Below are 26,120 nucleotides of genomic sequence, written 5' to 3'. Positions count from 1 at the left end.
GAAGCGGTAAGATTGTCAATGCGCCTGTGCGCTGCTGCGCGCGCGGCAGCGCGGTTCCGCCGCCTCAAAAGGCGTTGGAATGGACGATCACCCGAAGCGTCTTGAAAAGAATGGTGATGTCCCGCCAGATATCCCAGCCGTCGATATATTCCATGTCGGCCTGCAGACGATTGGTCAGATCGATCCGACGATCGGTGGCGCCGCGGAAGCCGCGGACCTGGGCGAGGCCGGTCATGCCGGGCTTGAGCGTGTGGCGGTGCCAGTAGCGCTCGTCGATCTCCCAGAAATAATGGTCCGCCGCGCGCGACCCCAGTGCGTGCGGGCGCGGGCCTACCACGCTCATGTCGCCGCGCAGCACGTTGAGCAGCTGCGGCAGCTCGTCGATGCTGGTCTTGCGGATGAACCGGCCGACCTTGGTGATGCGGTCGTCGTCGCGGCTGGCCGAGACATTGCCGTTCGCGTCGCACAGCGCCTGGCGCATCGAGCGGAACTTGAGGATCTTGAACAGGCGGTTGCCGCGGCCGACACGGTCCTGCGCGAACAGCACGGGGCCGGGGCTCTCCAGCTTGATCGCGATTGCGACCAGGATCATCAGCGGCGCCAGCGCAAGGACGGCCGGCACGGTGATCAGCAGGTCCAGCGCACGCTTCTTGGCGCGGTTCGGCATGCTGAGCGGGCCCTGCGAGACGACCAGCGTGTCCTTGCCGTCATAGGCATCCACCCCGATCGCGCCCAGCGCGTTGAACTGGGGGACGAGGATCTCCCCCTTGATGTTCATGCCCTTGAGCAGCAGCGCCCAGACTGCGCGATGTTCCTCGGTGCAAGCAACCACCACCCGGTCGAAACCGATTACGGTCGTGCCGAGGCGATGCAGCATCTGCGGGTCGCGCGGGTTGGGCGAGAGATTGATGATCCGCGCATCGAGCGCAACGGCATCGCTGGCGAGATCGAGCGACACGCCGTCGATGATCACCAACTCGTCCAGCAGCTTGTCGCCGGTCATCGCCCGCACGTGGCGGCGGAATACCAGGCGGCCCGCCATCAGCAGCACCACCGTCATCAGCGCGCCCGCACCGAGCTGGATTCGCGACAGCGGCAATTCGGTGGTGAGCAGATAGCTGCCCAGCAGCACGATGAGGATCGAGAAGAGGAACGCCGACAGGATGTTCTTCACCCCGCTGATCGGGTGGCGCAACGATTCGAGCGAATAGGTGCCGCTGGCGATCGCGGTGCCGAGCGTGATCGGCAGCAGGAAGATGCCGACATTGACGCCGGCCAGCGACAGCCAGTTGCTGTCGCGCATGCAGGCGGCGAAGTAGAAACTGGCTAGGATCGCGATGCTGTCGATCAGCAGGAGTTCGGTGTAGAGGATCATGCGCAGCGTCGAGCGGCGGAAGGCCGGCATCGCGCTCTGCTTCGGTGCCGCATAGGCCCGTAGCTGTTCCTCGAAGGCGCGCTGTGCTTCAAAAGCGTTCATTGCCTCGTCGGGCTCCCTCAACGGTTTGTGCACGCTGACAGCGGCCGATTCGGCCTGTTGCATTGCACTATAACGGGACAATCACGGTTAAGAAAGTCCGCGCGACGACCGACAGGTCCTTTTCTGAGACAAGGATTAATCAAGGTCACGGTCAATCTGCCTGTCACTAAGCGGCGGAGAAGGGAAATGAACGCTTCGTTGGCACTGCATATCCCCCTTGCACCCGCTCCATTGTCATCGTTTGTGACGGATTTTGGCGACCGCGCGCGGCTTATCCTGATTGCAAAGCCGCAATCAAGCCCCGGGGCCTGCGCGACCCTGCCGCACGCGTGCGCATCTCGCGCTTGCAGCATGGTTTCGCGGGGTAAATGGCTCAGATTGCTGCACTGCAACTAGTGATGATCGCAAACGTTCCTTTCAATCCGGCGATTTCAAACCCTCGGAACGGTAGTCCGTCGAAATTTAAGACCGGACTAACGGACTCGCGGCGCGCTACCCGAAGCGGGAGCCGGACCGGATTTGGGATCCAGCAGCGGGCGGTACGTATAAACCACCGAAATAATTGGCTTAAGCGAGTCTTTACCGACCTTGTTCAACATGGTGCCGACAGTAGCGCCATGGAGGCACAGTACCGGAATGACACCCGACGAGATGCACGCGCAGCTGCAGGACGCCTTCGTCGCGCCCGAAGTCGCCGAGCGTGAAGCCGAGCTGCGCGAATCCGGGCTTGTGGCGCTGTCGCTGCTGCTCGGCGTGCACAACATCGCCATCACCTCCGAACAGCTCCGCTACATGCTTGGCCATGCCGAAGCGGCAACGGTCGACGACCTGATCCTGCTCGCCAAGCGACAGCAGGGGGTGCGCGCCAAGGCGGTCGACGTTCCGCGCGGCGGCCTCGCGCGCCAGCCGTTGCCGGCGATCGCCGACGGGCCGGAGGGCTGGTTCGTGATCGGCGGGCTGACCGAACATGGCGTGATCATCCAGCGGCCCGGCCATGCGCCCGAGCAGGTTGATCGCGAGGGCCTTGACGCGCTCTGGTCCGGCACGCTGGTGTTGCTGACCACCCGCGCGGTGGCCGGCCAGACGCTGCGCTTCGGTTTCTCCTGGTTCACCGCGCAGTTTCAACGCTATCGCAAGCTCTTCCTGGAGGTGCTGGGGATCACCCTGGCGCTCAACCTGCTCGGTCTTGCCGCGCCGCTCCTGTTCCAGAGCGTGATCGACAAGGTGTTGGTCCACAACAGCATGAGCACGCTCAGCGTGCTCGCCTTCGCCTTCCTCGCCGTTTCGGTATGGGAGGTAGCACTGGGCTGGATCCGCACCCGCCTGTTCACCGAAACGACGCAGAAGATCGATGTGGAACTAGGCGCCCGCCTGTTCCACCACCTGCTTGCGCTGCCGCTCGGCTATTTCGAGAAGCGCCGGGTAGGTGACACGGTCACCCGCGTCCGCCAGCTCGAGACGATCCGCGAGTTCCTCACCAACGCCTCGTTGACCGTCATGGTCGACCCCCTTTTCACGATCGTGTTCCTCGGGGCGATGCTGTTCTACTCGCCGATGCTGTTCGGTGTCGTCGTCGTATCGTTGGTCGCCTATGCCGTCGTCTCGTTCAGCGTCGCGGGGCCGCTTTGTACCCGCGTCGAGGACAAGTTCGAGAAGAGCTCGGCCAGCAATGCCTTGCTCGTCGAGAGCGTGTCCGGCATCCACACGATCAAGGCGACCGCAGTCGAGCCGCACTGGCAGAATCGCTGGGAACGCCAGCTCGCTGCCTATACCGCCTCGTCGCAGCGACTGATCAACGTCGCCAACACCGGCAGCCAGGCGATCGAGCTGATCTCGAAGCTGAGCTTCGCGGCAATCCTGTTCTTCGGGGCCAAGGCGGTGATCGGCGGCGCGATGAGCGTCGGCGCGCTGGTCGCGTTCAACATGTTCGCGCAGCGTGTCTCCGGCCCGGTGATCCGCATGGCGCAGCTGTGGCAGGACTTCCAGCAGGTCCGCATCGCCATCGAGCGGCTGGGCGACGTGCTGAACCATCCGGTCGAGCCGCGGCCCGCCTCGGCGGCGACGCTGCCCGTGCTGCACGGCGCGATCCGCTTCGAGAATGTCACCTTCCGCTATGCCGAGGACCAGCCGCCGGTCTTGAGCGACATCACGCTCGACATCCCGGCGGGCAGCTCGCTCGGCATCGTCGGTTCCTCGGGGTCGGGCAAGTCGACGCTGGCCAAGCTGCTCCAGCGCCTCAACGCGCCCGATCTCGGCCGGGTGCTGGTCGACGAAGTGGACGTAGCCCAGCTCGACCCCGCCTGGCTCCGCCGCCAGATCGGCGTGGTGCTGCAGGAGAACCTCCTCTTCAGCCGCTCGATCCGCGAGAATATCGCATTGTCCAACCCCGCCATGCCGTTCGAGCATGTCGTGGCGGCGGCGACGCTGGCGGGTGCGCACGACTTCATCCTGCGCCAGCCGCGCGGTTATGATACCGAAATCGTCGAGCGCGGCGTGAACCTCTCCGGTGGCCAGCGCCAGCGGCTGGCCATCGCGCGTGCGCTGGTCGGCAATCCGCGCATCCTGGTGTTCGACGAGGCGACCTCGGCGCTCGATGCCGAGAGCGAGGAACTGATCCAGAACAACCTGCGCGCCATCTCGGCGGGCCGCACGCTGGTGATCATCGCGCACCGCCTGTCCGCCGTCCGCGCCTGCGACCGGATCATCACGCTGGAACAGGGCCGCATCGTCGAGAGCGGCCGGCACGACGAACTGCTGCGCCTTGGCGGCCGCTATGCCGACCTGCACCGCCGCCAGAGCGGCTATGGGGAGATTGCCGCATGAACGCCGTCGTTTCGCTGGGCCGCGGCGGCCCGATCGCGCGCAAGCGGAGCACGGTGCTGCCGGCGCGTGCCGATGCCTATGACACCGAGTTCCTGCCCGCCGCGCTGGAGATCATCGAGCGTCCGGTTTCGCCCACCGCGCGGATGACCGGCCGGGTGATGCTGGCAGGGCTGGCGATCACCGGCGCCTGGCTGGCGATCGGCCGGGTCGAGGTGGTGGCGCCCACCCAAGGTCGCATCGCGCCGATCGGCGAGACCAAGATCGTCCAGTCGCCCGAATCGGGTATCGTGCGCCGGATCCTGGTGGGCGAGGGGCAGAAGGTGACCAAGGGCCAGGTGCTGATCACGCTCGATCCCACGATGAGCGCAGCGGATGCCGCCCAGGCCAGGGTCGCGCTGGTCAGCGCTCAGCTCGATGCAGCGCGCAACCAGGCGATCATCGATGCGCTGGACGGGCGCGGTTTTCGCTTCGCGGCGCCCGCTGATGCCAGCGCCGCGGAGGTGGAGACGCATCGCGGCCTCGCCCGAGCCCGGCTTGCCCAGATCGAGGCGATCCTCGCCACCGGCCGGTCGGACAGCGGGGCTGCCGTCTCCGCCGCCGCCGAGGCGCAGGCGCAGGTGCGCAAGCTGGAACAGTCGCTGCCGCTGCTGGAGCAGCAGATCGCCGCAAACGAGGCGATGGCCGCCAAGGGCTATGTCTCCAAGCTGCGCGTCGTCGAGATGCGCCGCCAGCTCATTTCGGAGCGGCAGGACCTGACCGCCGCCCGCGCGTCGGTCGCCCGGCTCGGCCAGCAGTCGCGAAGCGCCAGCAGCCAGTCCGTTCGTACCCGCGAGGAAGCCCGTGCGCAGGTCCTGCAGGAGCTGGTGAAGGCACAGGATGACGTGCGAGCCCGGACGGAGGAAGTGGCCAAGGCCAGCCTGCGCAGCTCGTTCCGGGAACTGCGCGCGCCGGTCAGCGGCACGATCTCGCAGCTGCAGGTGCATACCGAGGGCGGCGTTATCGAGGGCGCCAAGCCGCTGCTTTCGCTGGTGCCGGACAATGCACGCCTCGAGGCCGAGGTGATGGTGGAGAATGGCGATATCGGCTTCGTCCGGACCGGGATGCCGGTAAAGGTGAAGCTGCAGGCCTTCCCCTATACCCGCTATGGCATGATTCCCGGGACGGTGGTCGGGATCAGCCCGGAGGCGGTGCAGGTGCGGGACGGTCAGCCGCCGGTCTACAAGGCGCGAATCGCGCTCGACCGCGGCTATATCCTCGCCAACGGGGCGCGCGTGCCGCTGCGGCCCGGCATGGTCGCCAGCGCCGATATCGTGACCGGCAAGCGCACCCTGCTCAGCTATCTGGTCGGCCCGATGCTCGAGACCGGAAGCGACGCGCTCCACGAACGCTGAAATACCGCTCCGGTGCGGTGGAGAGGGAAGGGGCGGTACCGGCTGCCGCCCCTTTCGGCGTTCAGGCGCGCTCGGCGAGCCGCCGCGTCAGGTTCGTGCCGAGCAACGGACGCTGCACCCGCGGATCGAGCGTCTTGACCAGCTCGCGGGCGAAATCGAGATTGGCCTCGAGCCCCTCGGCCGCATCGGTCGTCACGGTGGAGATACGCACCAGCACACCGTCGACGATCCAGCCCTGCACCTGGCTCTTCAGGCGGGCGAGCAGCTGCTCGTTGCCGCTCTGGGGCAGAAACTCGCCGACGCGCGCCCAGTAGAGGATCTGCTCGGTACGGTTGAAGTTGCTCGCGGTCATCGCCCGGCCGGGAATGGTCACCTGGGGGGTCACCGGAATCGACTGCGCATGGCTTTCCTCGACGGTGAAGCCGAAGAACGGGTAGCAGACTTCCGGGCGGTGCAGCTGCAGCAGATCGGTCTGGGCGTTGCCATAGGCAATCAGCACCATCACCTGGGTGCCGTCCGGACGCGAAAAGGCGCGGCTGACGACCTGGTTGTACAGCTTGTCCTCCAGGCTGCCCTCGCGGGCCGGCGCGATCAGCGAGCCGGTATCCTCCGCCTTCCACGCGCCAAAGGCCTTGGGCATCAGCGCGTCGAGCTTGGTATCGCCGAGCAGGTCCATGCGGCGATGCGGCTTCAGGCCGAGCGAGGCGCCGGCAGCGGCGAAGCAGCCCGCGCCGATCAGCAGGTCACGCCGGTTGAACATGATGCCTCCGACGTACGAGGAGAAGCTGCTCGACCACCCAGTCGATCGCGAAGATGCACAGCAGGGCCACCACGAACATCACCATGCCGGTGGAAACGTGGAGGAAGCTCTGCGCCGCCTCGTCACCCATATGGTAGGTGATCAGCACGAGGATGATGATGCGCAATACATTGGTGAACACCGCCACCGGGATCACCAGCGCGGCGATGAACAGCGCATAGCGCCAGGACGGCTTGTTCTTGATGTAGATGTACAGCAGCGTGACGACGACAAGGCTCGACAGCGATCGAAGGCCCGAGCAGGCGTCCTCAACGAGCAGCTGATAGGGGCCGACATAGAGCGTCACGCCCTCGCGCAGGATCGGATAGTCGAAGCGCGAAAGCAGGCCGGTTGCCGCGTAGGACACGAATTCCTTGAGCGGCGCGGTCACGCGATCGACCGCCCAGCCCGGTGGCGGCACGAGGAAGAACAACCACAGCACCGGGAACCAGGTGGCCCGGATCGCGCGCCCTCCGAAATAGAGAAAGCCGGCGGCGACCAGGGTGGCGACCAGGCCCAGTGTTTCGATGCTCGAGAAGTCGAACACGCGGCCGCCGGTGTAGATGCACAGGGCCAGCAAGAGCGCGAGACCGCCCAAGAACAGGTTGCCCGGCTGGCGCAGCGCCTCGATGGTGCCGCGCTGGCGGGCAAGCATCCAGGCGCCGGTGGCGAGGACGATCGGTCCCTGCACGCCGCCCTCCGCGCTCCAGACCTGGCGGCCGAGCGTCACGAAGGTGGGAATGGCAAGGGAGGCGAGCCCGGCGACGGCAAGCCAGAAGCCGCCGCCTTGCCTGCCCTGCCGCCGCGCCTGCGGTCATCTGATCCAAGTCAGTAGCCGTTCAGCACGCAGCCGATGACGTTGGTCCGGTCCGCGCGCAGCGTGCGGCTGAGCGTGGTGACGTCGCGCATGTAGCTGGCGTCCTTGCGACCGACGATCAGGGCGTAGCCGGCCACCTGGGCCACGCGCTGTGCATCGGCACAGGTGTTGGCGGCGGTGGTGTCGAAGATCGTGATGTCGAACTCGCGCTGCAGCTGGGTCGCCAGGTCGTGGAACTGTTCGGACGAAAGCAGTTCCTGCGGGCTGTGCTCGACATGACCGGCGGGGATAATAAAGAGCTGGTCGAGGCTGGTCGGGTGGAGGATTGAGGCGAGGTCGACATCGCCCTTGCCGAGATAGTCGGCAAGACCCAGCTTGTCCGACGCGATGCCGAAAGCTGCGCCGATGCTTGAATCGCGCAGGTTCGCATCGACCAGCGCGGTCTTGATGCCGATCTGGGCCAGCGCCGTGGCGAGGTTCACCGCCGTGAAGCTGCAGCCCACGCCGGTGGAGGCAGCGCAGATGGCGAGGGCGCGCCGGCCCTCGCGCAGATGCTGCGCCATGATGCGGGTGCGCAGCGCGCGGATCGCTTCCGCCTCGATGCCGGTCGGATCGGACAGCACGAGCTGATACTCGAGGACCCCTACGGTGTCGGGCGTGGTCGGCATCGCGCTCGGGCGATCGCCTTCGGGCAGCGGTTCGCTGGTCATCGCGTCCATCAGTTTACTGAAGCTCCGTGCGTGCCGGCGCGTTCGCCGAGCGATTCATGGGTACGGCGAAGGCGCGCGGCAAGCGCGGTGCGGCTCTGGACGACGCCGAGCACGGGCGCGTCGGCGGCCACTTCCAGATCGTCGGGGCTGCGCACCCGGCGGCCGAGCAGCTCGACCAGAAGCGCGACCAGCAGGCCGAGACTGAGGCCGAAGCCCGCGGCACCGCCGATGATCAGCGGCACTTTCGGATAATAGGGCGTGTCCGGTGCCGAGGCTTCACTGAGGGTCGACATGCCGGTGTCGTTGCTGCTGGCTTCCAGTCGCAGATCGGCGACGCGCTGGGCGGCCTTCATGTACTGGTCCTGCTTCAGCGTCACGTCGCGCTGGAGCTGCATCACCCGGTCCACGTCCTGACGGTTGCCGAGCACGCGCGCGCGCTGGGCATTGGCGGCGCTCTCGATCACGCCGCGACCCGAACCGACAGCGGCGCCTGCCTGGCTGCGCTCTGCCGCCGCCGCGCGGGCGAGAACGTCGCGCTGGCGCTGAAGCGCCTGGAAGGCGGGGTGGTTCGGGCCGAGATTGGTTGCCGCCTGTTGGATCTGCTGATCGATCTGCGCGAGCTGCAACTGGGCCGGGCCCATGGCGCTGGCGGCAGCTGCGACCGGCACGGCCGCGGCGGCACTCTGGCCCTGCAGCTGCTCCAGCTTCTGGGTGTCGAGGTCGCCACCGGTCTCCGTGAGAACGACGCCCGACTTCTTTACGAAGTCCGTGCGGGCCTGGACGGCGGCGAGCAGCGCCTGACGGGCGGCCTCGGCCTGCTGGGTGTACCATTCGGCAGATTTGGTCGCCGCCTGGCGCTTTGCGGTCAGTGACTGTGCCAGGAAGGCGCTGCGGATCATGTTGGCGATCCGCTCGGCCCGATCCGGCGAGCTGTCCGAATAGGAGATCTCGAGGATGTTGGTCCCGTCGATCACGTCGGCCTTGGTGTTCTGGATAATCTGGTTGGCCAGCCAGCGCCGGATGTCGCCCGTAGCCGCTGCGCTGGAGGCCTGGAAGGCCGCAATGTTCGCGGGGTCATTTGCCCAGCCCAGTTCGTCGACAACGCGGCCCGACGTCGCATAGTCTTCGATCAGCTGAGTTTGCGTCTCGACAAAGGCGCGCATGAACTGCGAGTTCATCACTTGGCCCGTCACCGGGTCCGGCTTGAAGGTTTCCAGCACAATTCGCGTGGTGGCACGGTAGCGTTCCGGCAGGAACTGTACGACCAGGGCCGCGGTGGTGACGCAGACGAGGAACGCGGGGAGGATGATCCACCGGCGCGCCCAGAGAATGCGGAAGAATTGGGTAATACTCACTGGTGTGCCTCGTCCGCTGCCATCATTGCCTTAGCTCAGAACAACCGTTCGCCGATGACGATCGTGTCGCCGGGCTTGATCGGATCGTCCATCTTCAACTTGATTTCATGACCATCACGCGTGACCTTCACGCGCTTCGCCGACCCGGCGGGGGTGAGACCACCACCCTGGGCGAGCGCGCGGCGGAGTGTCATGTCCGACCGAATCGCATATACGCCAGGTGCGTTTACTTGACCATAAATGTAGAAGCGCTCGGCCTCCGGCACGAAGATCTTGTCGCCGGCGGTCACCGTCGGGTCCTGATCGGCGGTGCCCTGGGCGAGCTTCTTGTAGTCGAGCTTGACGCTGGTGCCGTCGGCGCGGGTCAACACGACGAAGTCGCCGGCGTCCGGCTTCACGCCGCCGGCGCGGGCGATGATCTCGGACACATGGTAGCCGCGATCCACCGGCTGCAGGCCGGAGGTGGTCACCTGGCCCAACACCGTCACATAGTTGCTGACGAAGCTGACGATTTCGACGCTGACGATCGGCTTGGCGTAATAGCCGCCGGCGCGCAGCTGGGCCGCGAGCTTTTCCGCGAGCGAGACCGAGGTCTCGCCCTGCACGGGCACCGCGCCCAGATAGGGCAGGGTGACGGTGCCGTCGGCGCGGACGCGGGCGCGGGTCTTGAAGTCACTCTGACCTAGAACGTCGACCTCCAGCACGTCGTCAACGCCGATCCTGTAGCCGGCCGGCGCCGTGCCGGACGCGATCGGGGCAGCGCTGGCCTGCACCGGCGCGTTTGCAGTCTGCTGCTGGGGCGTCTGCGGCAGCGAGGCCGGACGCGCCTTGGCAGGGCCGGGGACCGAGCGGGTGGGAATCTGCGCAGAAACCGGCGCCGCGAAGACAGCGGCACCGGCGAGCATTGCAACGAAGTGGAACCGGCGGTTTTCGTTCATGAATTAGGCCCTTGTCAGAGCGACAGCGACGTCGTCAGATTGATCCGTTTGGCGCGATATTGATAGAGCTGAACGTTCGAGGTGCGGCGTTCATAGCCCCCTTCGAGGCTGAAGCGCAGCCGGCGGCTGGGGCGATAGACCGCGCTTGCTAAGATCGAGCCGATATCGTTGTTCCCTACCCGCGGCGCGTTGGGGAAGAGTTCCGAGGCGGAAAGATCGCGCCAGGTCTTGCTCGCGCGCAGCGAGAGGGAGGTGCGGTCGCCGAGCTGGCGGGTCACCGATCCCGTCAACGTGGTCACGACTTCGTAGCTGATGAAGAAGAGCTGCGACGGTTCTGCACTGCGCGACCCGGAAAGCAGGACGGTGAAGGGATCGCCCTTGTAGGCCGCCGAAAGGTCGAAGCCGAAGCCGCTGAACCCGCGCGTCCCGCGCAGCTTCGGATCGGCCTTGGTGTAGTTTGCCGAGCCCCGGAAATCGAGCCTTTGCCCGACCGAGCGTTCGAGTTGCAGGCCCGCCGCATAGCTCTTCAGCCCGTCGCGCTCGGAGCCGGCCGGCACCGGGCGGCGCGGATAGCTGCTGTCCGCATAGCGACCGAATACCGAAACCGTACCGATGGCGGGCACCAGCAGGCCGAGCTGCGCGGTGACCATATTGGTGTTCGAATCGGCGTAGCTGCGTTCCGAGCGGCTGTTGCGCACCTCGGTACGCGAGAATGCCACCGCCGGGCGCAGGCCATACTGACCGCCGCAGCCGATGTCCGTCGCGTAGCGACGTACTTCCTCGGTATTCTTGAAGCTTTCGGGCGAATCCTGCAGCGAGAGGTTCGACAGATCGCTCAGGCGGCGCTGATAACCGAGGTCGCCGTGCACGACGCAGGATGCGAGCCGCTGGTCGATGCCGCCGCTCAGCGAGATCATCTCGCGGTTGAGATAGCTGTACCGCCGGTAGAAGCGATAGCCGATATTGCCCGACACATAGACCGATCCGGTCGGGCGCGGCAGCAGGATGTTGAGATCCAGCGAGGGCGCTGCGGAAACGTCGTCGCGGGGCGCACCTTGCGCGATCCGCGGGTCGTTCAGCACGACGTTGTCATTATACTCCAGCGCTGCCGTCGCCCGGACGTCGATCTGGCGTTCCGTGCCGGTCGGGCGCGGCGGAAACGAGCGCTGCTGCGCCATTGCGGGCTGTGCCGATGCTGCACCTGCGAACAAGACGGCCGATCCGCACACCCGCGCAAGCAGGGTGGAGGCGCTAGGTTTAGCAGCCGTTCGAACGTGATTTACTGGCACGAATGTCCCCCGGGTTCCTGGCTTCATTATCAATGGCCTCCAGTACAAGCAACTGGATCGAACGATGCCATGGTGCGTAATATCCCACTACGGGAACATCATCCTATCCGGTTCCTGTCGCGCGGCACAGCCGCAGGGCGGCGATCGGTTCGAACTTCCCGCGGAGATGCCGCGAAATCTTAACCGCCCTTTATCACGCACTGCGGTATCTAGCGAGCTGCGGCCCGCCCTGCTAGTGCGTGACGGGACGACGCCGGAAGTCCTTCGCTCCCGGCGCCGAATAGAAAGGACATGCATGCAGACGCCCTATGATTGGGTGACCATCGCAATATTCGCTGGCCTGATCGTTATCTTCTTGCAACGATCCCAGGCCGATTCGGTAGTACGCGATACGATGATCAGCTATCTGCCGCCTGCAGTTGGCTGTGCAGTGGCGAATTATCTCGGGAACGAGAACTACCATGTATTCGCGATCCTGACGATCGTACTGGTACTGGCGTATATTGCTTTCGTCATCAAACCGTACGAATTTTTCAAGCGTCGCTGACCAGGGCGGCGTCGGTTCGCAGGGAGGGGGCGCCAGAGGGCGCGAGCCAGGGGCGACCATCCGCGCGGTGGCGTTCATTAGATGAGGTGTTCGAGTGGCTGTAGGTTCTGCGCTGAAGTTCTTGTGGCCCTTCGGGCGTCGGTCTGCGCCCGAAGAGGATGGGTATTTTCCGCTGACCGCCACGGTCGTGCCGCATCGTGACGCGCACAGCGGACGCGGCCGTCCCGATTTTCCGACCTTCCGTGCGTCCGCGCTCGATCGCCCGCTGGACAAGCGGCGCGAGGAACGGCGCGAGATAACCCGCGCGCGCTTCGCGCTTGGTACCTATTTCACGCCGACGCAGCCGGTGGCGGATCGTTCGAGTTTCGCCGGACGCCTGGGCGTGCTGGCCCGCCTGATTTCGGCGATCGAAAGCCAGCGCAGCCATGTCGTGCTGTACGGTGAGCGCGGTATCGGCAAAACCTCGCTGCTCCACGTCCTCTCCGACGTCGCGCGCGAGAGCAGCTACATCGTCAGCTACGCCACCTGCGGGGCGAATGCGAACTTCCCGGATCTGTTCCGCGCCGTGCTCGAGGACGTGCCGCTGCTGTTCCACCGCGGCGTCGCGCCCAATGCGGGCGAAGCGGAGAGTGGCGGCAGTATCGCCGATCGCCTGCCCAAAGGCGCCTTCGGGCCAGCCGAGCTGGCCGATCTCTGCACGGAGATCACCGGTACGCGTGTGCTGATTATCCTCGACGAATATGACCGCGTGACGGATAGCGCCTTCCGCCAGCAGGTCGCCGAGTTCATCAAGAACCTGTCGGATCGCTCGGCGCGGGTCCAGCTGGTCATCGCGGGCGTCGCCTCGAACCTGCAGGAGCTGATCGGCTATGTGCCGTCGATCCGCCGCAACGTCATCGGCCTGCCGATGCCGCGGCTCGAGGAGACAGAGGTTCAGGAAATGATCGCCCTGGGCGAGGCCGCCTCGGGTGTGCGGTTCGATCCCGATCTCACGCGCATCATCCACCTGCTGGCGCTGGGGTCTCCCTATCTGGCGCGGCTGCTGTGCCATCACGCGGCGCTGGAGGCGCTCGACCAGGGCCGTCTTACGGTAGATGTCGGCCATCTCAGCCGGGCGCTCGACCAGGCGATCCTCGAAATCGAGGGGCGCATGGCTCCGCGCACGGTGGTCGACATGCGCAAGTTCGTTGGCGGCCGCTACGATCCGTTGGTCGCGGCGCTGGCGGAGGCCTCGCGCTCGGTCGACAGCTGGTTCGATGCGCGTACGGTGGTGGATCTGCTGCCCGGCGCACCGGTCTCGGCCGTGCAGGTCGAGCAGGAACTTGCCACGCTTGCCGGCCAGCTGGGCCTGGAAGCCGAGATGGAGGATGGCGTCCGGCGCTTCCGCTTCACCGACGATTCGCTGCCGGTCTATCTGTGGCTGATGGTGGGCCGCCTTCGGCTCGACAGCGGCACGCTCGAAGAAGCGCTGGCCACGGCCTGAAGTCGCGAAGGGGCGGGGTGTCGGCGCGTGTCGGCACGCCCCCCCCCCGATCAGGCGGGGCGCCCGAGCAGCTGGAGCAGTCCGACCCCGCTCTTCCAGAACCGCAGCCGGCACGCGGTCAACAGCGCCTTTGCGCGCGCGCCCTGCGTGGTGGACGTCCGGAGGATCTTGGCCGCGTCCGAAGGCAGCAGCGCCGGCTGCAGGGCCGAGCGCGCCAGCCAGCGCAGTCGCCCCTGCGGACGCTCCTTGTAGAACAGGTACAGCTCGCGCTGGATTCGGCGCGTCTTGACCAGCAGGGCCTCCCAGTCGCGCCGTGGCGGGTGGCCGACGGACGCCTGGGCGGCATAGTCGATGGTCAGGCCCTTCGCGATTGCGCGGTGGCACCATTCCATGTCCTCGGACACGCCGGTCCTGAACTCGCCCACGCGCTCGAAATCCGCCCGCATGACGAACAGGTTGGCGGTCACGGTGTACTGGGCGCGGCGCACATAGCCCTCATTGTCGAAGGCGACCGCAAGCTCCAGCGCCTCGGCACCGCTCAACGGGCCCTCGGGCTTGATGACGAACATGTGGCCGCCGACGAACCGCCCGGGTGCGACCTGCGCCACGCCGCCGGCCAGCCAGCCGGGAGCGACCACGCAGTCGCTGTCGGTGAAGGCGAGCACTTCGCCGCGCGCTGCCGCCGCGGCACCGTTGCGCGCCGGGCCGGCACCCTTTTCCAGCACGGGGACAACGCGCCCGCGCCCGGCGACCACGGCTTCCACCGCGGCGATGCCGCAAGGGGAGTTGTTGTCGCCGACGATGATCTCAAAACTGCCGCGGTCGATCGTCTGCCGGTCGATCGATTCCAGGCATTTCGTCAGACCCTCGAGATCGTTGTAGTGCGGGATGACGACGCTGATCCGCGGCCCGGTCATCGCTTCGCCCCCCATTCGGCCAGCAGGGTGCGCAGCCGGGCGGCAAGCGCGGTGTGATCGGTGGTGGCGAGCCTGGGCTCCGTCGCCTTGGCGGCGGCGACCGCCGCGCCGAGTTCTCGTTCGTCGCGCACCGCCTGGAGCAGGCCGCGGTCGGCGAAGGTCTGGGCGATCTCTTCCTGGTGATCGTCATAATGTTCGCCGAGGTCGAAGCGGCGCGGGAAGGCGATCACCCGGCAGCCGGCACGCAGCGCGGTAACCAGCGAGCCGGTGCCGCCGTGGCAGATCACGATGTCGGCGTCGCGCAGCATCAGCTGCAATTCGTCGAACGGGATGGTGGGGCGGATCTCGACGTCGGGGATGCCGGGATCGGTCAGGGCCTGATCGCCATATTGCAGGATCAGCTTGCCCGGCAGGCCGCCCGCACGCTTCAGGTCGAGCACCGCCTGCACCAGTCGCGGGAAGGGCAGGGTGGCGCCCACCGTGGCGAAGGTCAGCGCCTGCTTGGGCGGGCGCGGCGTGTCCAGCATCCGGAACGGATCGAAAAGTTCGGCGTCGGGCCAGATCTGCTTCAGCGCCGGCGACTGGACGATCGAGATCGTGGCGATGCCCTTCACCATCTTGCCGAAGGCGGAGGGGTGATCGAAGCGGGCGAAGCTTTCGATATGGATGAACTTCGCGCCGAACAGCTTGGCGAACAGCGCGGTGAAATAGACCGCGCCGGCACCTGTCGAGATTACGACGTCCGGCTTGTGCCTGCGGACGATGGCGAGGCTCTGCCGCAGGTTGCGCAGGGCGCCGCCGAGCATCTTGAAGGGGTGGCCCAGCCGGGCCTGGCCAAGCGCATAATGGCCGACCAGCTCCACCGGATGTTTCTCCGCGAGACTGCGGCCAAGGGCCGTATCTTCGGTGACGAAGAAGTAATCGTGTTCGCGCCAGACCGACTCCAGATCCAGGATCTGCCGCAGATGGCCCCCGCCGGACGCTGCGAGGCACATTTTCAGTCGCTTGCCCGTCGTGTGCGCCGCCTCGGTCGCTTCTGCCATGCTGTCCCCCTGCCTTCGCGGCTGGCCCCCGGGGCGGGAGCCATGCTGCACTGCCAACGCTATTGCGGATGCCCGCCCGTCCGAATAGGTTCAAGTAGAAGTTTGTGCCGTGCGCAATTCCGTGCCGGCAGGGAGGTCTTCATGAAGAAATTGTACCTGGTAACGGCAGTGGCCGCGGCCGCGCTCGCCGTCTCCGGATGTGGCAGCAAGGAAGGCAAGCTCGACAAGGGGCAGGTTGTCGCCACCGTCGATGGCGATGAGATCACCGTTTTCGAGCTCAATGCCGAGGTGCAGGCCGCGCCGGTACCGCAGGGGACCGACCGCAAGCTGGCCGAGCAGCTCGCGCTGCAGCGCATCATCGAACGCAAGATCCTGTCGAAGATCGCGCGTGAGCAGAAGCTCGACAAGACGCCGTCCTTCCTGATCCAGCAGCGCCGTGCGGACGAGCTGATCCTCACGAGCATGCTGCGCGACAAGATCGCCGGCGGCATCAGCCAGCCGACCGATGCCGATGTGGCACAATATCAGGCCGCGCATCCGGATCGGTTCGCCCAGCGCAAGGTCTACAGCATCGAGCAGATCGTGTTCCCGCCGCCCAGTTCGTCGGACAAGTTCAAAGAGTTCGCGCCACTCAAGACGCTGGACCAGCTCGCCGCCAAGCTGACTGCCGACGGCGTGCAGTTCCGCCGCGCGCCCACCCAGCTCGACACCGCAGCACTTCCGCCGGAAATCGCCGGCAAGATCGCGGCGTTGCCGGCGGCGGAAATGTTCATCCTGCCGACCCAGCAGGGCATCACCGCCAATGTGATCACCGCGACCACGATCCAGCCGCTGACCGGCGACCAGGCGCGCGAAGTGGCGCTGAACGCGCTGCGCACCGAACGCTTCAGCAAGGCAGCCGACGCCCAGCTGAACGAGCGGCTGAAGAAGGCGCGGGAAACCGTGAAGTACCAGCCGGGCTATGGCGCGCCGCCGCAGCTCAAGGGCGGCGCTGCGCCCAAGGCCACGCCTGCGCCCGAGGCGCCGATGCAGAACAGCCAGTAAATCCAGCGGGGAGGAAGTTCGCTTCCTCCCCCACGGATTGCGGGGCGCGAAGCCCGCGATCACTTCTTGGCGGGATATCCCGCCCACCAGCGCCGCCGTTCGCGCACGACCGGCGCCCAGGCGCGGCTGACCGCGGTCAGGCGTTCGCGCTTCTTCGGCAACAGCGGCGCCAGCAGGCTGCCGAGCAGCTGATATTTCAGCGCGGCGAGCCAGATCGCCCAGCCGGTGACGAGCGCGCCGCCCTTGGTGAAATGCTTGCGGGCATAGTGCATCCGTCCGGTCGTCATGAACATGATACGGCTGGAGGAAAGGGAATGGCCGCTGCCGGCATCGTGGACCACCGCGACGCCGGGATCGACCAGTACCGCATAACCGCGTTCGCGGATGCGTTTGAACATGTCGACTTCCTCCGAATAGAGGAAGAAGCTCTCGTCGAAGCCGCCGATCTCGCGCCAGACATCGGCACGGACCATCATGAAGCCGCCGTTGAGCACGTCGACCGGGCCAGGCTCGGTCGCATCCTCCGCTAGGCCGCCGCGGCGCAAGCGACGGGCGGAAACGATCGAGGCGACGAAGTCCATCGGCGTCGGCAGCGGCAGGAAGTTGCCGGGATCGAGCTTGCCGGCCGTGTCGTAGGAACGGCCGCCCCAGGCTGCCGCCTCGGGATGCGCGCGGGCGAAGGCGACGAGCCGGTCGAGCGCGCCGGGCTGCGGCACCGCATCCGGGTTGACCAGCATCATATACTGGCCGCGCGCATGCGCCGCGCAGCGGTTGTTGCCCGCACCGAAGCCGATATTGCCTTCGGAAGGAACGATGCGGACCTGCGGCAATTCTGCGCGGACGAACGCTTCGGTATCGCCGCCGCCATTGTCGATCATCAGGATTTCGTACGGCGTATTCGGTGCCGCCGCCGCGATCCCGTCGACGCACTGCCGGATGAAGTCGGTGGAGTGGTAGGCAACCACGAGCACGGAGACATGCGGCAGGGTCTGGTCGGTCATGGGCTTCCCTGTAGCTCCAAAGCAAAGCGCGGTCGAGCCGCAGGTTGCATTGCAGCAAGACTTCGCGCGGACGTTTTGTTCGTGTAGCAACTGCCGCCAGCAGGTTGAGGAGAGAAGCATGCCGCCGATGAGCCCCTGGTCGCACACGCGCCGCGAAGGCTATGCCGATGATATCGATTTCGAGATCAAAGGCCAGGAACTGCAGTTCGTCGAGATCGAGCTTGACCCGGGCGAGAGCGCGGTGGCGGAAGCCGGTGCGATGGTGTGGAAGGACGCACCGATCGCCATGCAGACCGTGTTCGGCGACGGCAGCAACCAGGGCGGCGGCTTCATGGACAAGCTGCTGGGGGCGGGCAAGCGGCTCGTCACCGGGGAGGGGCTGTTCACCACCGTCTTCACCCACCAGGGCAGCGGCAAGGCGCGGGTTGCCTTCGCCTCGCCCGTGCCCGGCGCGATCGTGCCCCTGCGCCTCGCCGACATCGGCGGCACGCTGATCTGCCAGAAGGATGCCTTTCTCGCCGCTGCCAAGGGCGTGCAGATGGGCATCGCCTTCCAGCGCCGGATCATGACCGGGCTGTTCGGGGGCGAGGGCTTCATCATGCAGCGGCTGGACGGCGATGGCTGGGTGTTCGTCCAGATGGGCGGCGCGATTGTCGAGCGGGAGCTGGCGCCGGGCGAGGAACTGCATGTCGATACCGGCTGCCTCGCCGCGCTGACGCCGTCGGTGGATTTCGACCTCGTCTCGGTCGGCGGGGTGCGCAGCATGTTGTTCGGGGGCGAGGGCGTGTTCTTCGCGCGGCTGCGCGGGCCCGGCAAGGTGTGGATCCAGTCGCTGCCGTTCGCGCGGCTTGCCGGCCGGATGATGGCGGCGGCGAGCGGCGGCGGGCAGAATCGCGGCGAGGGTTCGGTGCTGGGCGGATTGGGCGACCTGATCGGTGGCAATCGCTGAGCCGGAGGGCGACGCGCCCGACACGCCCGTCCTGACCAGCGCTCGACTGCGGCTGCGTCCTCTCGTCGCGGAGGATGCGGACGCGCTCCACCCTGCCTATGCCGATGTGGAGCTGATGCGCTGGTGGAGCCACGCGCCCCATGCGGATCTCGCGCAGACCCGGGCCTGGTTCGCCGAGGAGGACGAGGAAGGCTGGCGCCACTGGGCGATCACGCGGGCTGGCGACGATGCGGCGATCGGCTTCGTCGCGGTAAACGAGAAGCGCAAGAACGTGAGCGAGATCGGCTATCTGCTCGCCCGCCCGCACTGGGGGACGGGCATCGCCGCCGAGGCGCTGACCCTGGTGCTCGACCAGCTCTTCCTCGCAGAGGGCTATCGGCGGGTTTTTGCGGACACGGACCCGGACAATGTGTATTCGCGCCGGCTGCTCGAACGGCTGGGATTCCGGCTGGAGGGCGTGCTGCGGGCCGAATGGGAAACCCATATCGGCATCCGCGACACGACGCTCTACGGGCTGCTCAAGGAAGACTGGACATGCCGACCCCGCCGAACCTGAACGATCCCGCCGAGCGCGCCGCCTACAAGGCCGAGCTGAAGCAGATCGCGCGGCCGCTGCGGATGGGCGCGGTGTGGCTGGCGGTGCTCGGCGCGCTGCTGGCGGCGCTGCGGGCCCGGGTGCTGCCGATGCCCGTCGCGGTGCCCGCGGCGGTGCTGGGCCTCGCCTTATTCCTGATGGTGCTGGGCGTCACCGTGCGGGTGAAATACCACCAGCGGCGGATGCGCGGCGACCTATAGGTAGCGCATCCACCACGCACTGCTCCGCCGCTTGATCCGGCCGAAGGCGCGGGTGGCGAACCAGCACGGCACCGCGACCGCCGCTGCCAGCAGCCACAGCGCCGCGACATCGGGGACGCTCACCGGCCCCGCCACGCCCAGCAGCAGCCGGCCGAGCTGGTTCAGCCCGTTCAGCAGGTAGAGGTGGAGCAGGTAGAAGAACAGCGGTGCCCCGCCCAGCACCGCCAGCAGCGCCGTGAGGCGATCCGGCAGCCGCTCGAACCCGGCGAGCACGATCAGTCCTACGCCCAGCGTCGCCAGCACGAAATCGGCCGAGGGCGGGTATTTGGTGAGGTTGACGAACTGGAGCGCGGTACCGAGCGCATCCGCGCCCGCCCGCCAGGGGTGGAGATCGCCATAGATATTGGTCGCACGCAGCAGCACGAACAGCGCCAGCGCCGCCAGGCCGAGCGTGACCAGCCGCCGTCGCCGCATCGCCGCATCGACCGTGGCGGCGAACCAGGGGCCCAGCGCATAGCCGAGCGCGATCACGCCGATCCAGGGCAGCAGCGGATAGCTGATCCGCAGGCGCTGGCCCCAGGGCAGCTCGAACACGGTGCGCTCGTGCAGCACCGCCCATATCGCATGACCCGGTTCGCCCGCCACGTGCAGGCCGTCGAGCAGGTTGTGCCCCAGCACGATTCCCAGCCCGATCGCGATCAGCGCCGGGCGGGGCAGGTGGACTAGCACCGCCAGCGCGAGCATCGCGAGACCGATCGCCCAGATCACCTGCAAATACAGCATCGGTGGGGTGAGATCGAAGCCCCAGGCGAAGTTGACCAGCGTCACCTCCAGCACGACCAGGAACAGCCCGCGCTTCCACAGAAAGTCCGCTGCCGCCGCCGCTCCGCCGCGCTTATCGGCATAGAGCCAGGCACCCAGCCCGGTGAGCAGCACGAACACCGGCGCGCAGAAATGCGCGGTCAGCCGGGTGAGGAACAGCGCGGTCGGGGTGTCGGTGCCCAGCGGATCGGGGACCGGCACCGTCGAATAGAAGGATTCGCGGGTGTGATCGACCAGCATCAGCAGCATCACCAGCCCGCGCAGGGCGTCGATCGAGCGGATGCGGGGGCGGGGCGAGGCGCTGTCACCGGTTGACAATGTCTGCTTCATATTGCAGCGCAATGATACAACATTACACAAAGGGCAACCCATTTTGCGCGTGACACTCGCCACGGCCGCCTTGCTTTCGCTTGGCGCGATCCTTCCCGCCGCCGCCGAGGAGCGGGAACCCGACCCAGATTCGGCCGGTCAGGAAATCGTCGTACTGGGCACAAGGGCGGCACGGACCGAGCGCACACTTTCGGCCGATCCGGCGACCGAGCGCATGTCGCAGTCGAGCCGTGCGCTCGAGCGCGACCTGCTCACTGCCGCAGGGACCTATCGCCTGTCCGATGCGCTGGAGCTGATCAGTGGCGTCAGCAACCAGAACAATCGCGGCGGCGTGATGGACAATTTCGCAATTCGCGGCTTCCTCGGCACGCCCGATGGCGGCGCCGAATATTATGTGGACGGCTTCCTCGCCAATCGCGGCATGGCCCCGCCGCGCGATCCCGCCACGACCGAACGCATCGAGCTGCTGAAGGGCCCGATGGGAGCGCTGTTCGGCGATGCCGACCCGGGCGGCCGGGTGAATCTGGTCAGCAAAACACCGGGCGCCATCGCAAGCGGGACCGCGACGCTCACCTATGGCTCGTTTAATACGCGGCGCGTCGAAGTGGACGTCAATCAGCCGATCACCACGACGCTGGCGGCGCGGTTGGTCGCGGCCGGAGAAGACAGCGACGGGTGGCGCGACTTCGTGACGCTCAAGCGGCGGGTGGTGGCGCCCTCGCTCACCTGGCGGCCGTCGGACTCGGCACAGCTCACCTATGTCGGCGAGATCACCCGCTTCGATACGCCGTTCGACCGGGGCATGCCGGCGATCGGAGGTAATGCCAACGCCCTGCCCCGCAGCCGCTATTTCGGCGAGCCGGCCAATGGCGTCACCCGCTTCCGCAACGAGCGCCACCAGCTGACCGGCGAGGTGGCGCTGGGTGGCGGCTGGGCGCTGAACGGCGGCGTGGCCTGGCGGACAGGCTCGTTGCGCGGATTCTCGGCGGACCAGTCGCGCCTGGTGAACGGGACGACGCTGTGGCGCCAGCGCCGCCAGCGAGGCTATACGGTCGACGATCTGTCGGCGCGGATGGAATTGGCCGGGCGTGTCGGACGCCACCAGCTGAGCTTCGGCGCCAAAGGCTATCTGCTCGACTATCACGAGCTGCTGCTCCGCCGCAGTCCGAGTGCGGCGGCTCCCTATGCGATCGACGTGTTCGCGCCGGTCTATGGCGGCACCGCACTGCCGCTGCTGCCGTTCACCGACAATCGCGAGAAGCGCTGGGCAGCAACGTTCTACGTGCAGGATCTGTGGGAGGTGGCGGACCGGGTCACGCTCAGCGGCGGGGTACGCTACGACCCCTATCGCCAGCGCATCCATAACGTCCGCACCGGTGCGGTGGGCCGCGCGGTCGACGATCCGGTGCACTTTCGCGTGGGTGCGCAGTATCGGCTCGACACCCGTTTCGCGCTGCATGCGAACTGGGGCGAGAACTTCGTGCTGAATTCCGGCACGGGCAGGGACGGCAGCGGTTTCGCGCCGGAGGCGGGCAAGGGCTATGAGCTCGGGGCCTCGGTGCGATTGCCGGGCGTGGCGCTGTCGGCCAGCTGGTTCTCCATCGAGAAGCGCAACATCCTCACCAACGATCCGGTCGATCCCAACTTCAACGCGCCGGTCGGGCGGCTGCGCAGCCATGGTATCGAGTTCGACGGATCGGCCAGGCTGGGGCGCCACTGGCAGCTCGTCGCCAACTACGCCTGGACCCATGCCCGCACCCTTGATCGCAGCTTCGCGACCGATCGCGTGCTGGACGTGCCGGCGCACGCGGGCACGCTGTTCGTCCTTGGCAGTTTCCTCGATGCGGACGGGCGCGGGCCGTCGATCAGCGGCGGACTCGCCTATGTCGGCGATCGCGCCGGCGCTATCGACGGCAGCGGGCTCATCCTGCCGAGCTACGTCAAGGCCAAGGCGGCGGCCGAATACGCCTTGTCGCGCCGGATGACGCTGCGCCTGGAAGCGGACAATCTGTTCGATGCCCGCTACGCGATGAGCTCGTACAGCAGCCTTTGGGTCTATCCGGGCGCCCCGCGCACGGTCCGGGCGTCGCTGCGCGTCGGCTATTGATGCAGGGCGCGCGGGGGCGTCAGCCGCCCGCGCTCTTGCTCGCCGGCAGCGACTCTTCGGGCGTGAGGTCCAGCCAGGCGAGCCGTGCGTTCACGTTCTGCATCCGGACACGTGAATTACCCGACATCTTGTTCTCGCCGGTCCACCAGTCCTTCACGAACGAGAAACGCTCAACGCGATAGGCGAGCGGCTTGCCCTTGCCCGGCGTGTAGGGCGTGTAGCGTCGGTGGGCGATGCTGTCGGTGACCTTGCCCATCAGCCGTTCGTCGATCCCGCCCGACTGACGCAGGATCTCATAACCGTCGACTCGGCCGTCGGGCCGCACCGTGACCCGGACATCGGCCCATTCCGCGGGACGGCCCGCGCCGCTGACAGGCATCCGGCTGGGGGCGGGCTGCAACTCGATCACTGGTGCGTAGATCAGATAAGGGCGCTTCAGCTGGCTGACGTCCATCGTCGCGACGATCGCGTCGATCTTGGACGGATCGTTCTGGCGCGCGGCATCCTGGGCGCGCAGCACGGCGGCTGCCACCCGGAACTGTGCCAGTTCCTCGCCCTTCAACTTCTCCAGGCGGCCCAGTGCCGCTCGATACTGCGAGCGGTAGGCAGGCCGAAGCTGAGAGACCGAGCCGAGCAGCTTGGCGCGACGAAGCAGTGCATAGGCGGACACCTGAGGCAGTCCTGCGGAAGCCGCCTTCCGCTCGACCGCGCCGTACATATCCTCGGCCAGACGGATGCGACCGGCCTGGGCGAACTGGTCCGCCACCAGCATGCGCTGCTGGAATACGCGATAATCCTTTCGCCCCAACCCGGCCTTGAGGCTGTCGAGCGCGTCGATCTGGACGATGCGGCCGATATCGGGCTGGCCGCTGACGTCGACCATCCGCCCATAGGCACGCTGCAGATCGGAAACCTCCACCGGCAGCGTGCGGCGGTGACGCTCGTTGCGATCCACCGATTTGGCAAGGGTCTCCCGTGCTGCCGCATAATTGCCGGCAAGGAACAGGTTCTCGGCATGGGCAAGCGAGGCGTCGATGTCCTGTCTGGGATCGCATTGTCCGCTCAGACATAGACGCAGTTGCCGCTCGGTTTCCTTGAGGGAGCTGCCGGTAACGACAATCGCATGACCTTGCTGGACATCCTGCGCCTGTGCCTGCGAGGCCAGCGCAGTAGCAGTGACGACAGCCAAAGAAATCAGACGCATGATCTCGACTCTCCCAAAGATCAGTACATCGCAATAATCAAACACAAGAATGTAGGGATGTCGAGTAGTTGCCGGTGATATTTCGTTGTCGTGGCGGATCGATCTTCGGAAAGCGACAGGTTTTGAGGGTAGCCCGCTCAGGCGTCGATGACCTCGTCGTCCAGTCGTGCCGCATTTTCCTGGATGAAGGCGAATCGATGGGCGGGATTGTTGCCCATCAGCCGGTCGACCAGGTCCTTTACCCCGGCGCGCTCCTCATATTCCTGCGGCAGCGTCACGCGCAGCAGGCCGCGCGTCTTGGGATCCATGGTGGTTTCCTTGAGCTGGTTCGGGTTCATCTCGCCGAGACCCTTGAACCGGCTGACTTCCACCTTCTTGCCCTTGAACGCGGTCTTCTCGATTTCGATGCGGTGCGCGTCGTCGCGGGCGTAGAGGCTCTTCGATCCCACCGTCAGGCGGTAGAGCGGCGGCTGGGCGAGGTAGAGATGTCCTTTCCGCACCAGGTCCGGCATCTCCTGGAAGAAGAAGGTCATCAAGAGCGTTGCGATATGCGCGCCGTCGACGTCCGCGTCGGTCATGATGATGATGCGTTCGTAGCGCAGCTGGCTGGCGTCGCAGTCCTTGCGGGTGCCGCAGCCGAGCGCCTGGATCAGGTCGGCGATTTCCTGGTTGGCGAGGATCTTGGCCGAGGTGGCGCTGGCGACGTTGAGGATCTTGCCGCGGATCGGCAGGATCGCCTGGGTCTTGCGGTCGCGCGCCTGCTTGGCCGAGCCGCCGGCCGAATCGCCCTCGACGATGAACAGCTCGGTGCCCTCGGGGCTGTCGGCCGAACAGTCGGTCAGCTTGCCGGGCAGGCGCAGCTTGCGGCCCGTCGTGGCCGACTTGCGCTTGACCTCGCGCTCCTGCTTGCGGCGCAGGCGATCGTCCATCCGCTCCAGCACATAGCCGAGCAGCGCCTTGCCGCGCTCCATATTGTCGGTGAGATAATGGTCGAAATGGTCGCGCACCGCCTTTTCGACGAGTGCGGTCGCCTCGGGGCTGGTCAGCCGGTCCTTGGTCTGGCTCTGGAACTGCGGCTCGCGGATGAACACCGACAGCATCACCTCGGAGCCGGTGACGACGTCGTCCGGGCTCAGATCCTTGGCCTTCTTGTTGTGCACGAGATCGGCGAAGCTGCGGAGACTGCGCACCAGCGCCTGGCGCAGGCCCTGTTCATGGGTGCCGCCATCGGGGGTGGGGATGGTGTTGCAGTACCAGCTGAAGCTGCCCTCGCTCCACAGCGGCCAGGCGACCGCCCATTCGACGCGGCCCTGCGACTCGGGGAATTCCTGGGTGCCGGCGAAGAAATCGGCGGTGGCGCATTCGCGTGTTCCCACCTGTTCCTTCAGGTGATCGGCAAGGCCGCCGGGGAACTGGAACACCGCCTCCGCAGGCGTATCATCGGTGATCAGCGAGGGATCGCACTTCCAGCGGATCTCGACGCCCGCGAACAGATAGGCCTTGGAGCGGGCGAGCTTGTACAGCCGCGCGGGCTTGAACAGCATCTCGCCGAAAATCTCGGGATCGGGGGTGAAGGCGACGCTGGTGCCGCGCCGGTTGGGGGTGCCGCCCAGCTTCTCCAGCGGCCCGAGCGTCTGGCCCTGGCTGAAGCGCTGGCGGTAGAGCTGCTTGTCGCGCGCGACCTCGACCACCGTGTCCACCGACAGCGCGTTGACCACCGAGATGCCGACGCCGTGCAGGCCGCCCGAGGTGGCATAGGCCTTGCCCGAAAACTTGCCGCCCGAGTGCAGCATCGACAGAATCACCTCGAGCGCCGACTTGTCCGGAAAGCGCGGATGCGGATCGACCGGCATGCCGCGGCCATTGTCGACGATGGTGATGCGGTTGGGCGCCGCCAGCGTCACCTCGATGCGGTTGGCGTGCCCCGCAACGGCCTCGTCCATCGCATTGTCGAGGATTTCGGCCGCCAGATGGTGGAGCGCCCGCTCGTCGGTGCCGCCGATATACATGCCCGGCCGCCGCCGCACCGGCTCCAGGCCTTCGAGCACCTCGATCGACGAAGCGTCATAGGTGCCGGAGGGGACGGAGGGCGCAGCGAAGAGGTCTTCGGACATGCGGAACGTATAGGGGGTGCGGGGCACGCCGTGCAAGCTGGCGACTCCTCCCTCGTTGAGCGGCCCGCTCGATTTCTGTGAACGCGTCTTTGCGTTTCCCCTTGCCGTCCTCGCGCCTGCATAGATGTCTCGAGGTGATGTGGTGCGCCGGACGCGCCGCCGCCG

Annotated in this window: 21 protein-coding genes and 1 pseudogene; 9 read left to right on the top strand and 13 right to left on the bottom strand. The window is 66.6% G+C overall.

What is annotated here, in order from left to right:
* Positions 1-64: 64 nt before the first annotated feature.
* Positions 65-1,477 (bottom strand): exopolysaccharide biosynthesis polyprenyl glycosylphosphotransferase, encoded by a 1,413-nt coding sequence (locus tag KK7_RS0100320; protein WP_010542653.1) that lies wholly within the window; start codon positions 1,475-1,477, stop codon positions 65-67.
* A 636-nt stretch (positions 1,478-2,113) separates the two neighbouring features.
* Here KK7_RS0100320 and KK7_RS0100315 point away from each other — a divergent pair.
* Both KK7_RS0100315 and KK7_RS0100310 read left to right on the top strand, forming a co-directional pair.
* Entirely contained in the window at positions 2,114-4,300 is a 2,187-nt protein-coding gene (locus KK7_RS0100315; RefSeq protein ID WP_010542652.1) for a type I secretion system permease/ATPase, read from the top strand.
* Positions 4,297-5,691, top strand: coding sequence for an HlyD family type I secretion periplasmic adaptor subunit (locus tag KK7_RS0100310; RefSeq protein WP_010542651.1), 1,395 nt, complete (start codon positions 4,297-4,299; stop codon positions 5,689-5,691). Before KK7_RS0100315 ends, KK7_RS0100310 begins: the two co-directional genes overlap by 4 nt.
* Before the next feature lie 61 nt (positions 5,692-5,752).
* Here the strand turns inward: KK7_RS0100310 and epsI are convergent, their stop codons facing one another.
* The 6 genes and pseudogenes from epsI to KK7_RS0100280 all read right to left on the bottom strand — a co-directional run bounded on the left by epsI (position 5,753) and on the right by KK7_RS0100280 (position 11,488).
* Positions 5,753-6,451, bottom strand: coding sequence for an exosortase-associated protein EpsI, V-type (epsI, locus tag KK7_RS0100305; RefSeq protein ID WP_010542650.1), 699 nt, complete (start codon positions 6,449-6,451; stop codon positions 5,753-5,755).
* A pseudogene (xrtV, locus tag KK7_RS19830) lies at positions 6,435-7,256 on the bottom strand (exosortase V); the annotation flags it as partial. The gene epsI and the pseudogene xrtV, both read right to left, overlap by 17 nt.
* A 62-nt stretch (positions 7,257-7,318) precedes the next feature.
* The gene (locus tag KK7_RS0100295) at positions 7,319-8,017 is read right to left on the bottom strand and encodes a CpsD/CapB family tyrosine-protein kinase (protein ID WP_237709100.1); all 699 of its coding nucleotides are present in this window, start codon (positions 8,015-8,017) and stop codon (positions 7,319-7,321) included.
* Positions 8,018-8,025: 8 nt separating this feature from the next.
* Positions 8,026-9,372, bottom strand: a complete 1,347-nt coding sequence (locus KK7_RS0100290) for a GNVR domain-containing protein (RefSeq protein WP_010542647.1) — start codon at positions 9,370-9,372, stop codon at positions 8,026-8,028.
* Between the two features lie 35 nt (positions 9,373-9,407).
* On the bottom strand, positions 9,408-10,310 hold the full coding sequence (locus KK7_RS0100285) for an SLBB domain-containing protein (protein ID WP_010542646.1): 903 nt from the start codon (positions 10,308-10,310) through the stop codon (positions 9,408-9,410).
* Positions 10,311-10,324: 14 nt separating this feature from the next.
* Entirely contained in the window at positions 10,325-11,488 is a 1,164-nt protein-coding gene (locus tag KK7_RS0100280; protein ID WP_010542645.1) for a porin family protein, read from the bottom strand.
* A 406-nt stretch (positions 11,489-11,894) separates the two neighbouring features.
* Between KK7_RS0100280 and KK7_RS0100275 the strand changes: the two genes are divergently transcribed.
* Both KK7_RS0100275 and KK7_RS0100270 read left to right on the top strand, forming a co-directional pair.
* Positions 11,895-12,146 carry an XrtV sorting system accessory protein gene (locus KK7_RS0100275; protein ID WP_010542644.1) on the top strand — a complete coding sequence of 84 codons (252 nt, stop codon included), beginning with the start codon at positions 11,895-11,897 and terminating at the stop codon, positions 12,144-12,146.
* 94 nt (positions 12,147-12,240) lie between these two features.
* Entirely contained in the window at positions 12,241-13,629 is a 1,389-nt protein-coding gene (locus tag KK7_RS0100270; protein WP_010542643.1) for an ATP-binding protein, read from the top strand.
* Positions 13,630-13,679: 50 nt separating this feature from the next.
* Here the strand turns inward: KK7_RS0100270 and KK7_RS0100265 are convergent, their stop codons facing one another.
* A complete protein-coding gene (locus KK7_RS0100265; RefSeq protein ID WP_010542642.1) occupies positions 13,680-14,546 on the bottom strand; it encodes a glycosyltransferase family 2 protein in 867 nt (288 codons plus the stop codon).
* Entirely contained in the window at positions 14,543-15,589 is a 1,047-nt protein-coding gene (welK, locus tag KK7_RS0100260; RefSeq protein ID WP_010542641.1) for a beta-1,4-glucuronosyltransferase WelK, read from the bottom strand. The genes KK7_RS0100265 and welK overlap by 4 nt, the downstream gene beginning before the upstream one ends.
* Positions 15,590-15,730: 141 nt before the next feature.
* On the opposite strand from welK, the gene KK7_RS0100255 reads away from it, so the two are divergent.
* Complete coding sequence (locus tag KK7_RS0100255) at positions 15,731-16,633, top strand: EpsD family peptidyl-prolyl cis-trans isomerase (protein WP_040597251.1); 903 nt, start codon at positions 15,731-15,733, stop codon at positions 16,631-16,633.
* A gap of 59 nt (positions 16,634-16,692) precedes the next feature.
* On the opposite strand, the gene KK7_RS0100250 is transcribed toward KK7_RS0100255, so the two are convergent.
* The gene (locus tag KK7_RS0100250; RefSeq protein ID WP_010542639.1) at positions 16,693-17,634 is read right to left on the bottom strand and encodes a glycosyltransferase family 2 protein; all 942 of its coding nucleotides are present in this window, start codon (positions 17,632-17,634) and stop codon (positions 16,693-16,695) included.
* 118 nt (positions 17,635-17,752) lie between these two features.
* Here KK7_RS0100250 and KK7_RS0100245 point away from each other — a divergent pair, with 118 nt between their 5' ends.
* Genes KK7_RS0100245 through KK7_RS0100235 form a run of 3 tightly spaced genes read left to right on the top strand, consistent with a single transcriptional unit; the run spans position 17,753 to position 19,378 of the window.
* The gene (locus KK7_RS0100245; RefSeq protein WP_010542638.1) at positions 17,753-18,583 is read left to right on the top strand and encodes a TIGR00266 family protein; all 831 of its coding nucleotides are present in this window, start codon (positions 17,753-17,755) and stop codon (positions 18,581-18,583) included.
* Positions 18,570-19,139: a GNAT family N-acetyltransferase gene (locus KK7_RS0100240; RefSeq protein WP_010542637.1), complete on the top strand. Its 570-nt coding sequence runs from the start codon at positions 18,570-18,572 to the stop codon at positions 19,137-19,139. Before KK7_RS0100245 ends, KK7_RS0100240 begins: the two co-directional genes overlap by 14 nt.
* Positions 19,118-19,378, top strand: a complete 261-nt coding sequence (locus tag KK7_RS0100235) for a hypothetical protein (protein WP_010542636.1) — start codon at positions 19,118-19,120, stop codon at positions 19,376-19,378. The genes KK7_RS0100240 and KK7_RS0100235 overlap by 22 nt, the downstream gene beginning before the upstream one ends.
* Here the strand turns inward: KK7_RS0100235 and KK7_RS0100230 are convergent.
* Positions 19,373-20,530: an acetyltransferase domain-containing protein gene (locus KK7_RS0100230; RefSeq protein ID WP_029622533.1), complete on the bottom strand. Its 1,158-nt coding sequence runs from the start codon at positions 20,528-20,530 to the stop codon at positions 19,373-19,375. The two genes, KK7_RS0100235 and KK7_RS0100230, sit on opposite strands and share 6 nt — an antisense overlap.
* A gap of 49 nt (positions 20,531-20,579) precedes the next feature.
* Between KK7_RS0100230 and KK7_RS0100225 the strand changes: the two genes are divergently transcribed.
* On the top strand, positions 20,580-22,637 hold the full coding sequence (locus tag KK7_RS0100225) for a TonB-dependent siderophore receptor (protein WP_237709099.1): 2,058 nt from the start codon (positions 20,580-20,582) through the stop codon (positions 22,635-22,637).
* A 19-nt stretch (positions 22,638-22,656) separates the two neighbouring features.
* On the opposite strand, the gene KK7_RS0100220 is transcribed toward KK7_RS0100225, so the two are convergent.
* Together KK7_RS0100220 and parE are read right to left on the bottom strand one after the other, a co-directional pair.
* Positions 22,657-23,841, bottom strand: a complete 1,185-nt coding sequence (locus tag KK7_RS0100220; RefSeq protein ID WP_010542633.1) for an energy transducer TonB — start codon at positions 23,839-23,841, stop codon at positions 22,657-22,659.
* Between the two features lie 137 nt (positions 23,842-23,978).
* Entirely contained in the window at positions 23,979-25,955 is a 1,977-nt protein-coding gene (parE, locus tag KK7_RS0100215) for a DNA topoisomerase IV subunit B (RefSeq protein ID WP_010542632.1), read from the bottom strand.
* Positions 25,956-26,120: the final 165 nt, after the last annotated feature.

Source organism: Sphingomonas elodea ATCC 31461 (assembly GCF_000226955.1).
Taxonomy (GTDB): domain Bacteria; phylum Pseudomonadota; class Alphaproteobacteria; order Sphingomonadales; family Sphingomonadaceae; genus Sphingomonas; species Sphingomonas elodea.
The sequence above is the reverse complement of the archived record's forward strand: the minus strand, read 5'-3'. Positions and strand labels throughout refer to the sequence as shown.

Coding starts and splice junctions, on each gene's coding strand:
- KK7_RS0100285 (WP_010542646.1), bottom strand. CDS start 10,310: ATGAACGAAAACCGCCGGTTCCACTTCGTTGCAATGCTCGCCGGTGCC.
- KK7_RS0100220 (WP_010542633.1), bottom strand. CDS start 23,841: ATGCGTCTGATTTCTTTGGCTGTCGTCACTGCTACTGCGCTGGCCTCG.
- KK7_RS0100310 (WP_010542651.1), top strand. CDS start 4,297: ATGAACGCCGTCGTTTCGCTGGGCCGCGGCGGCCCGATCGCGCGCAAG.
- parE (WP_010542632.1), bottom strand. CDS start 25,955: ATGTCCGAAGACCTCTTCGCTGCGCCCTCCGTCCCCTCCGGCACCTAT.
- KK7_RS0100245 (WP_010542638.1), top strand. CDS start 17,753: ATGCCGCCGATGAGCCCCTGGTCGCACACGCGCCGCGAAGGCTATGCC.
- epsI (WP_010542650.1), bottom strand. CDS start 6,451: ATGTTCAACCGGCGTGACCTGCTGATCGGCGCGGGCTGCTTCGCCGCT.
- KK7_RS0100250 (WP_010542639.1), bottom strand. CDS start 17,634: ATGACCGACCAGACCCTGCCGCATGTCTCCGTGCTCGTGGTTGCCTAC.
- KK7_RS0100235 (WP_010542636.1), top strand. CDS start 19,118: ATGCCGACCCCGCCGAACCTGAACGATCCCGCCGAGCGCGCCGCCTAC.
- KK7_RS0100295 (WP_237709100.1), bottom strand. CDS start 8,017: ATGACCAGCGAACCGCTGCCCGAAGGCGATCGCCCGAGCGCGATGCCG.
- KK7_RS0100315 (WP_010542652.1), top strand. CDS start 2,114: ATGACACCCGACGAGATGCACGCGCAGCTGCAGGACGCCTTCGTCGCG.
- KK7_RS0100320 (WP_010542653.1), bottom strand. CDS start 1,477: ATGAACGCTTTTGAAGCACAGCGCGCCTTCGAGGAACAGCTACGGGCC.
- KK7_RS0100280 (WP_010542645.1), bottom strand. CDS start 11,488: ATGGCGCAGCAGCGCTCGTTTCCGCCGCGCCCGACCGGCACGGAACGC.
- KK7_RS0100230 (WP_029622533.1), bottom strand. CDS start 20,530: ATGAAGCAGACATTGTCAACCGGTGACAGCGCCTCGCCCCGCCCCCGC.
- KK7_RS0100275 (WP_010542644.1), top strand. CDS start 11,895: ATGCAGACGCCCTATGATTGGGTGACCATCGCAATATTCGCTGGCCTG.
- KK7_RS0100265 (WP_010542642.1), bottom strand. CDS start 14,546: ATGACCGGGCCGCGGATCAGCGTCGTCATCCCGCACTACAACGATCTC.
- KK7_RS0100255 (WP_040597251.1), top strand. CDS start 15,731: ATGAAGAAATTGTACCTGGTAACGGCAGTGGCCGCGGCCGCGCTCGCC.
- welK (WP_010542641.1), bottom strand. CDS start 15,589: ATGGCAGAAGCGACCGAGGCGGCGCACACGACGGGCAAGCGACTGAAA.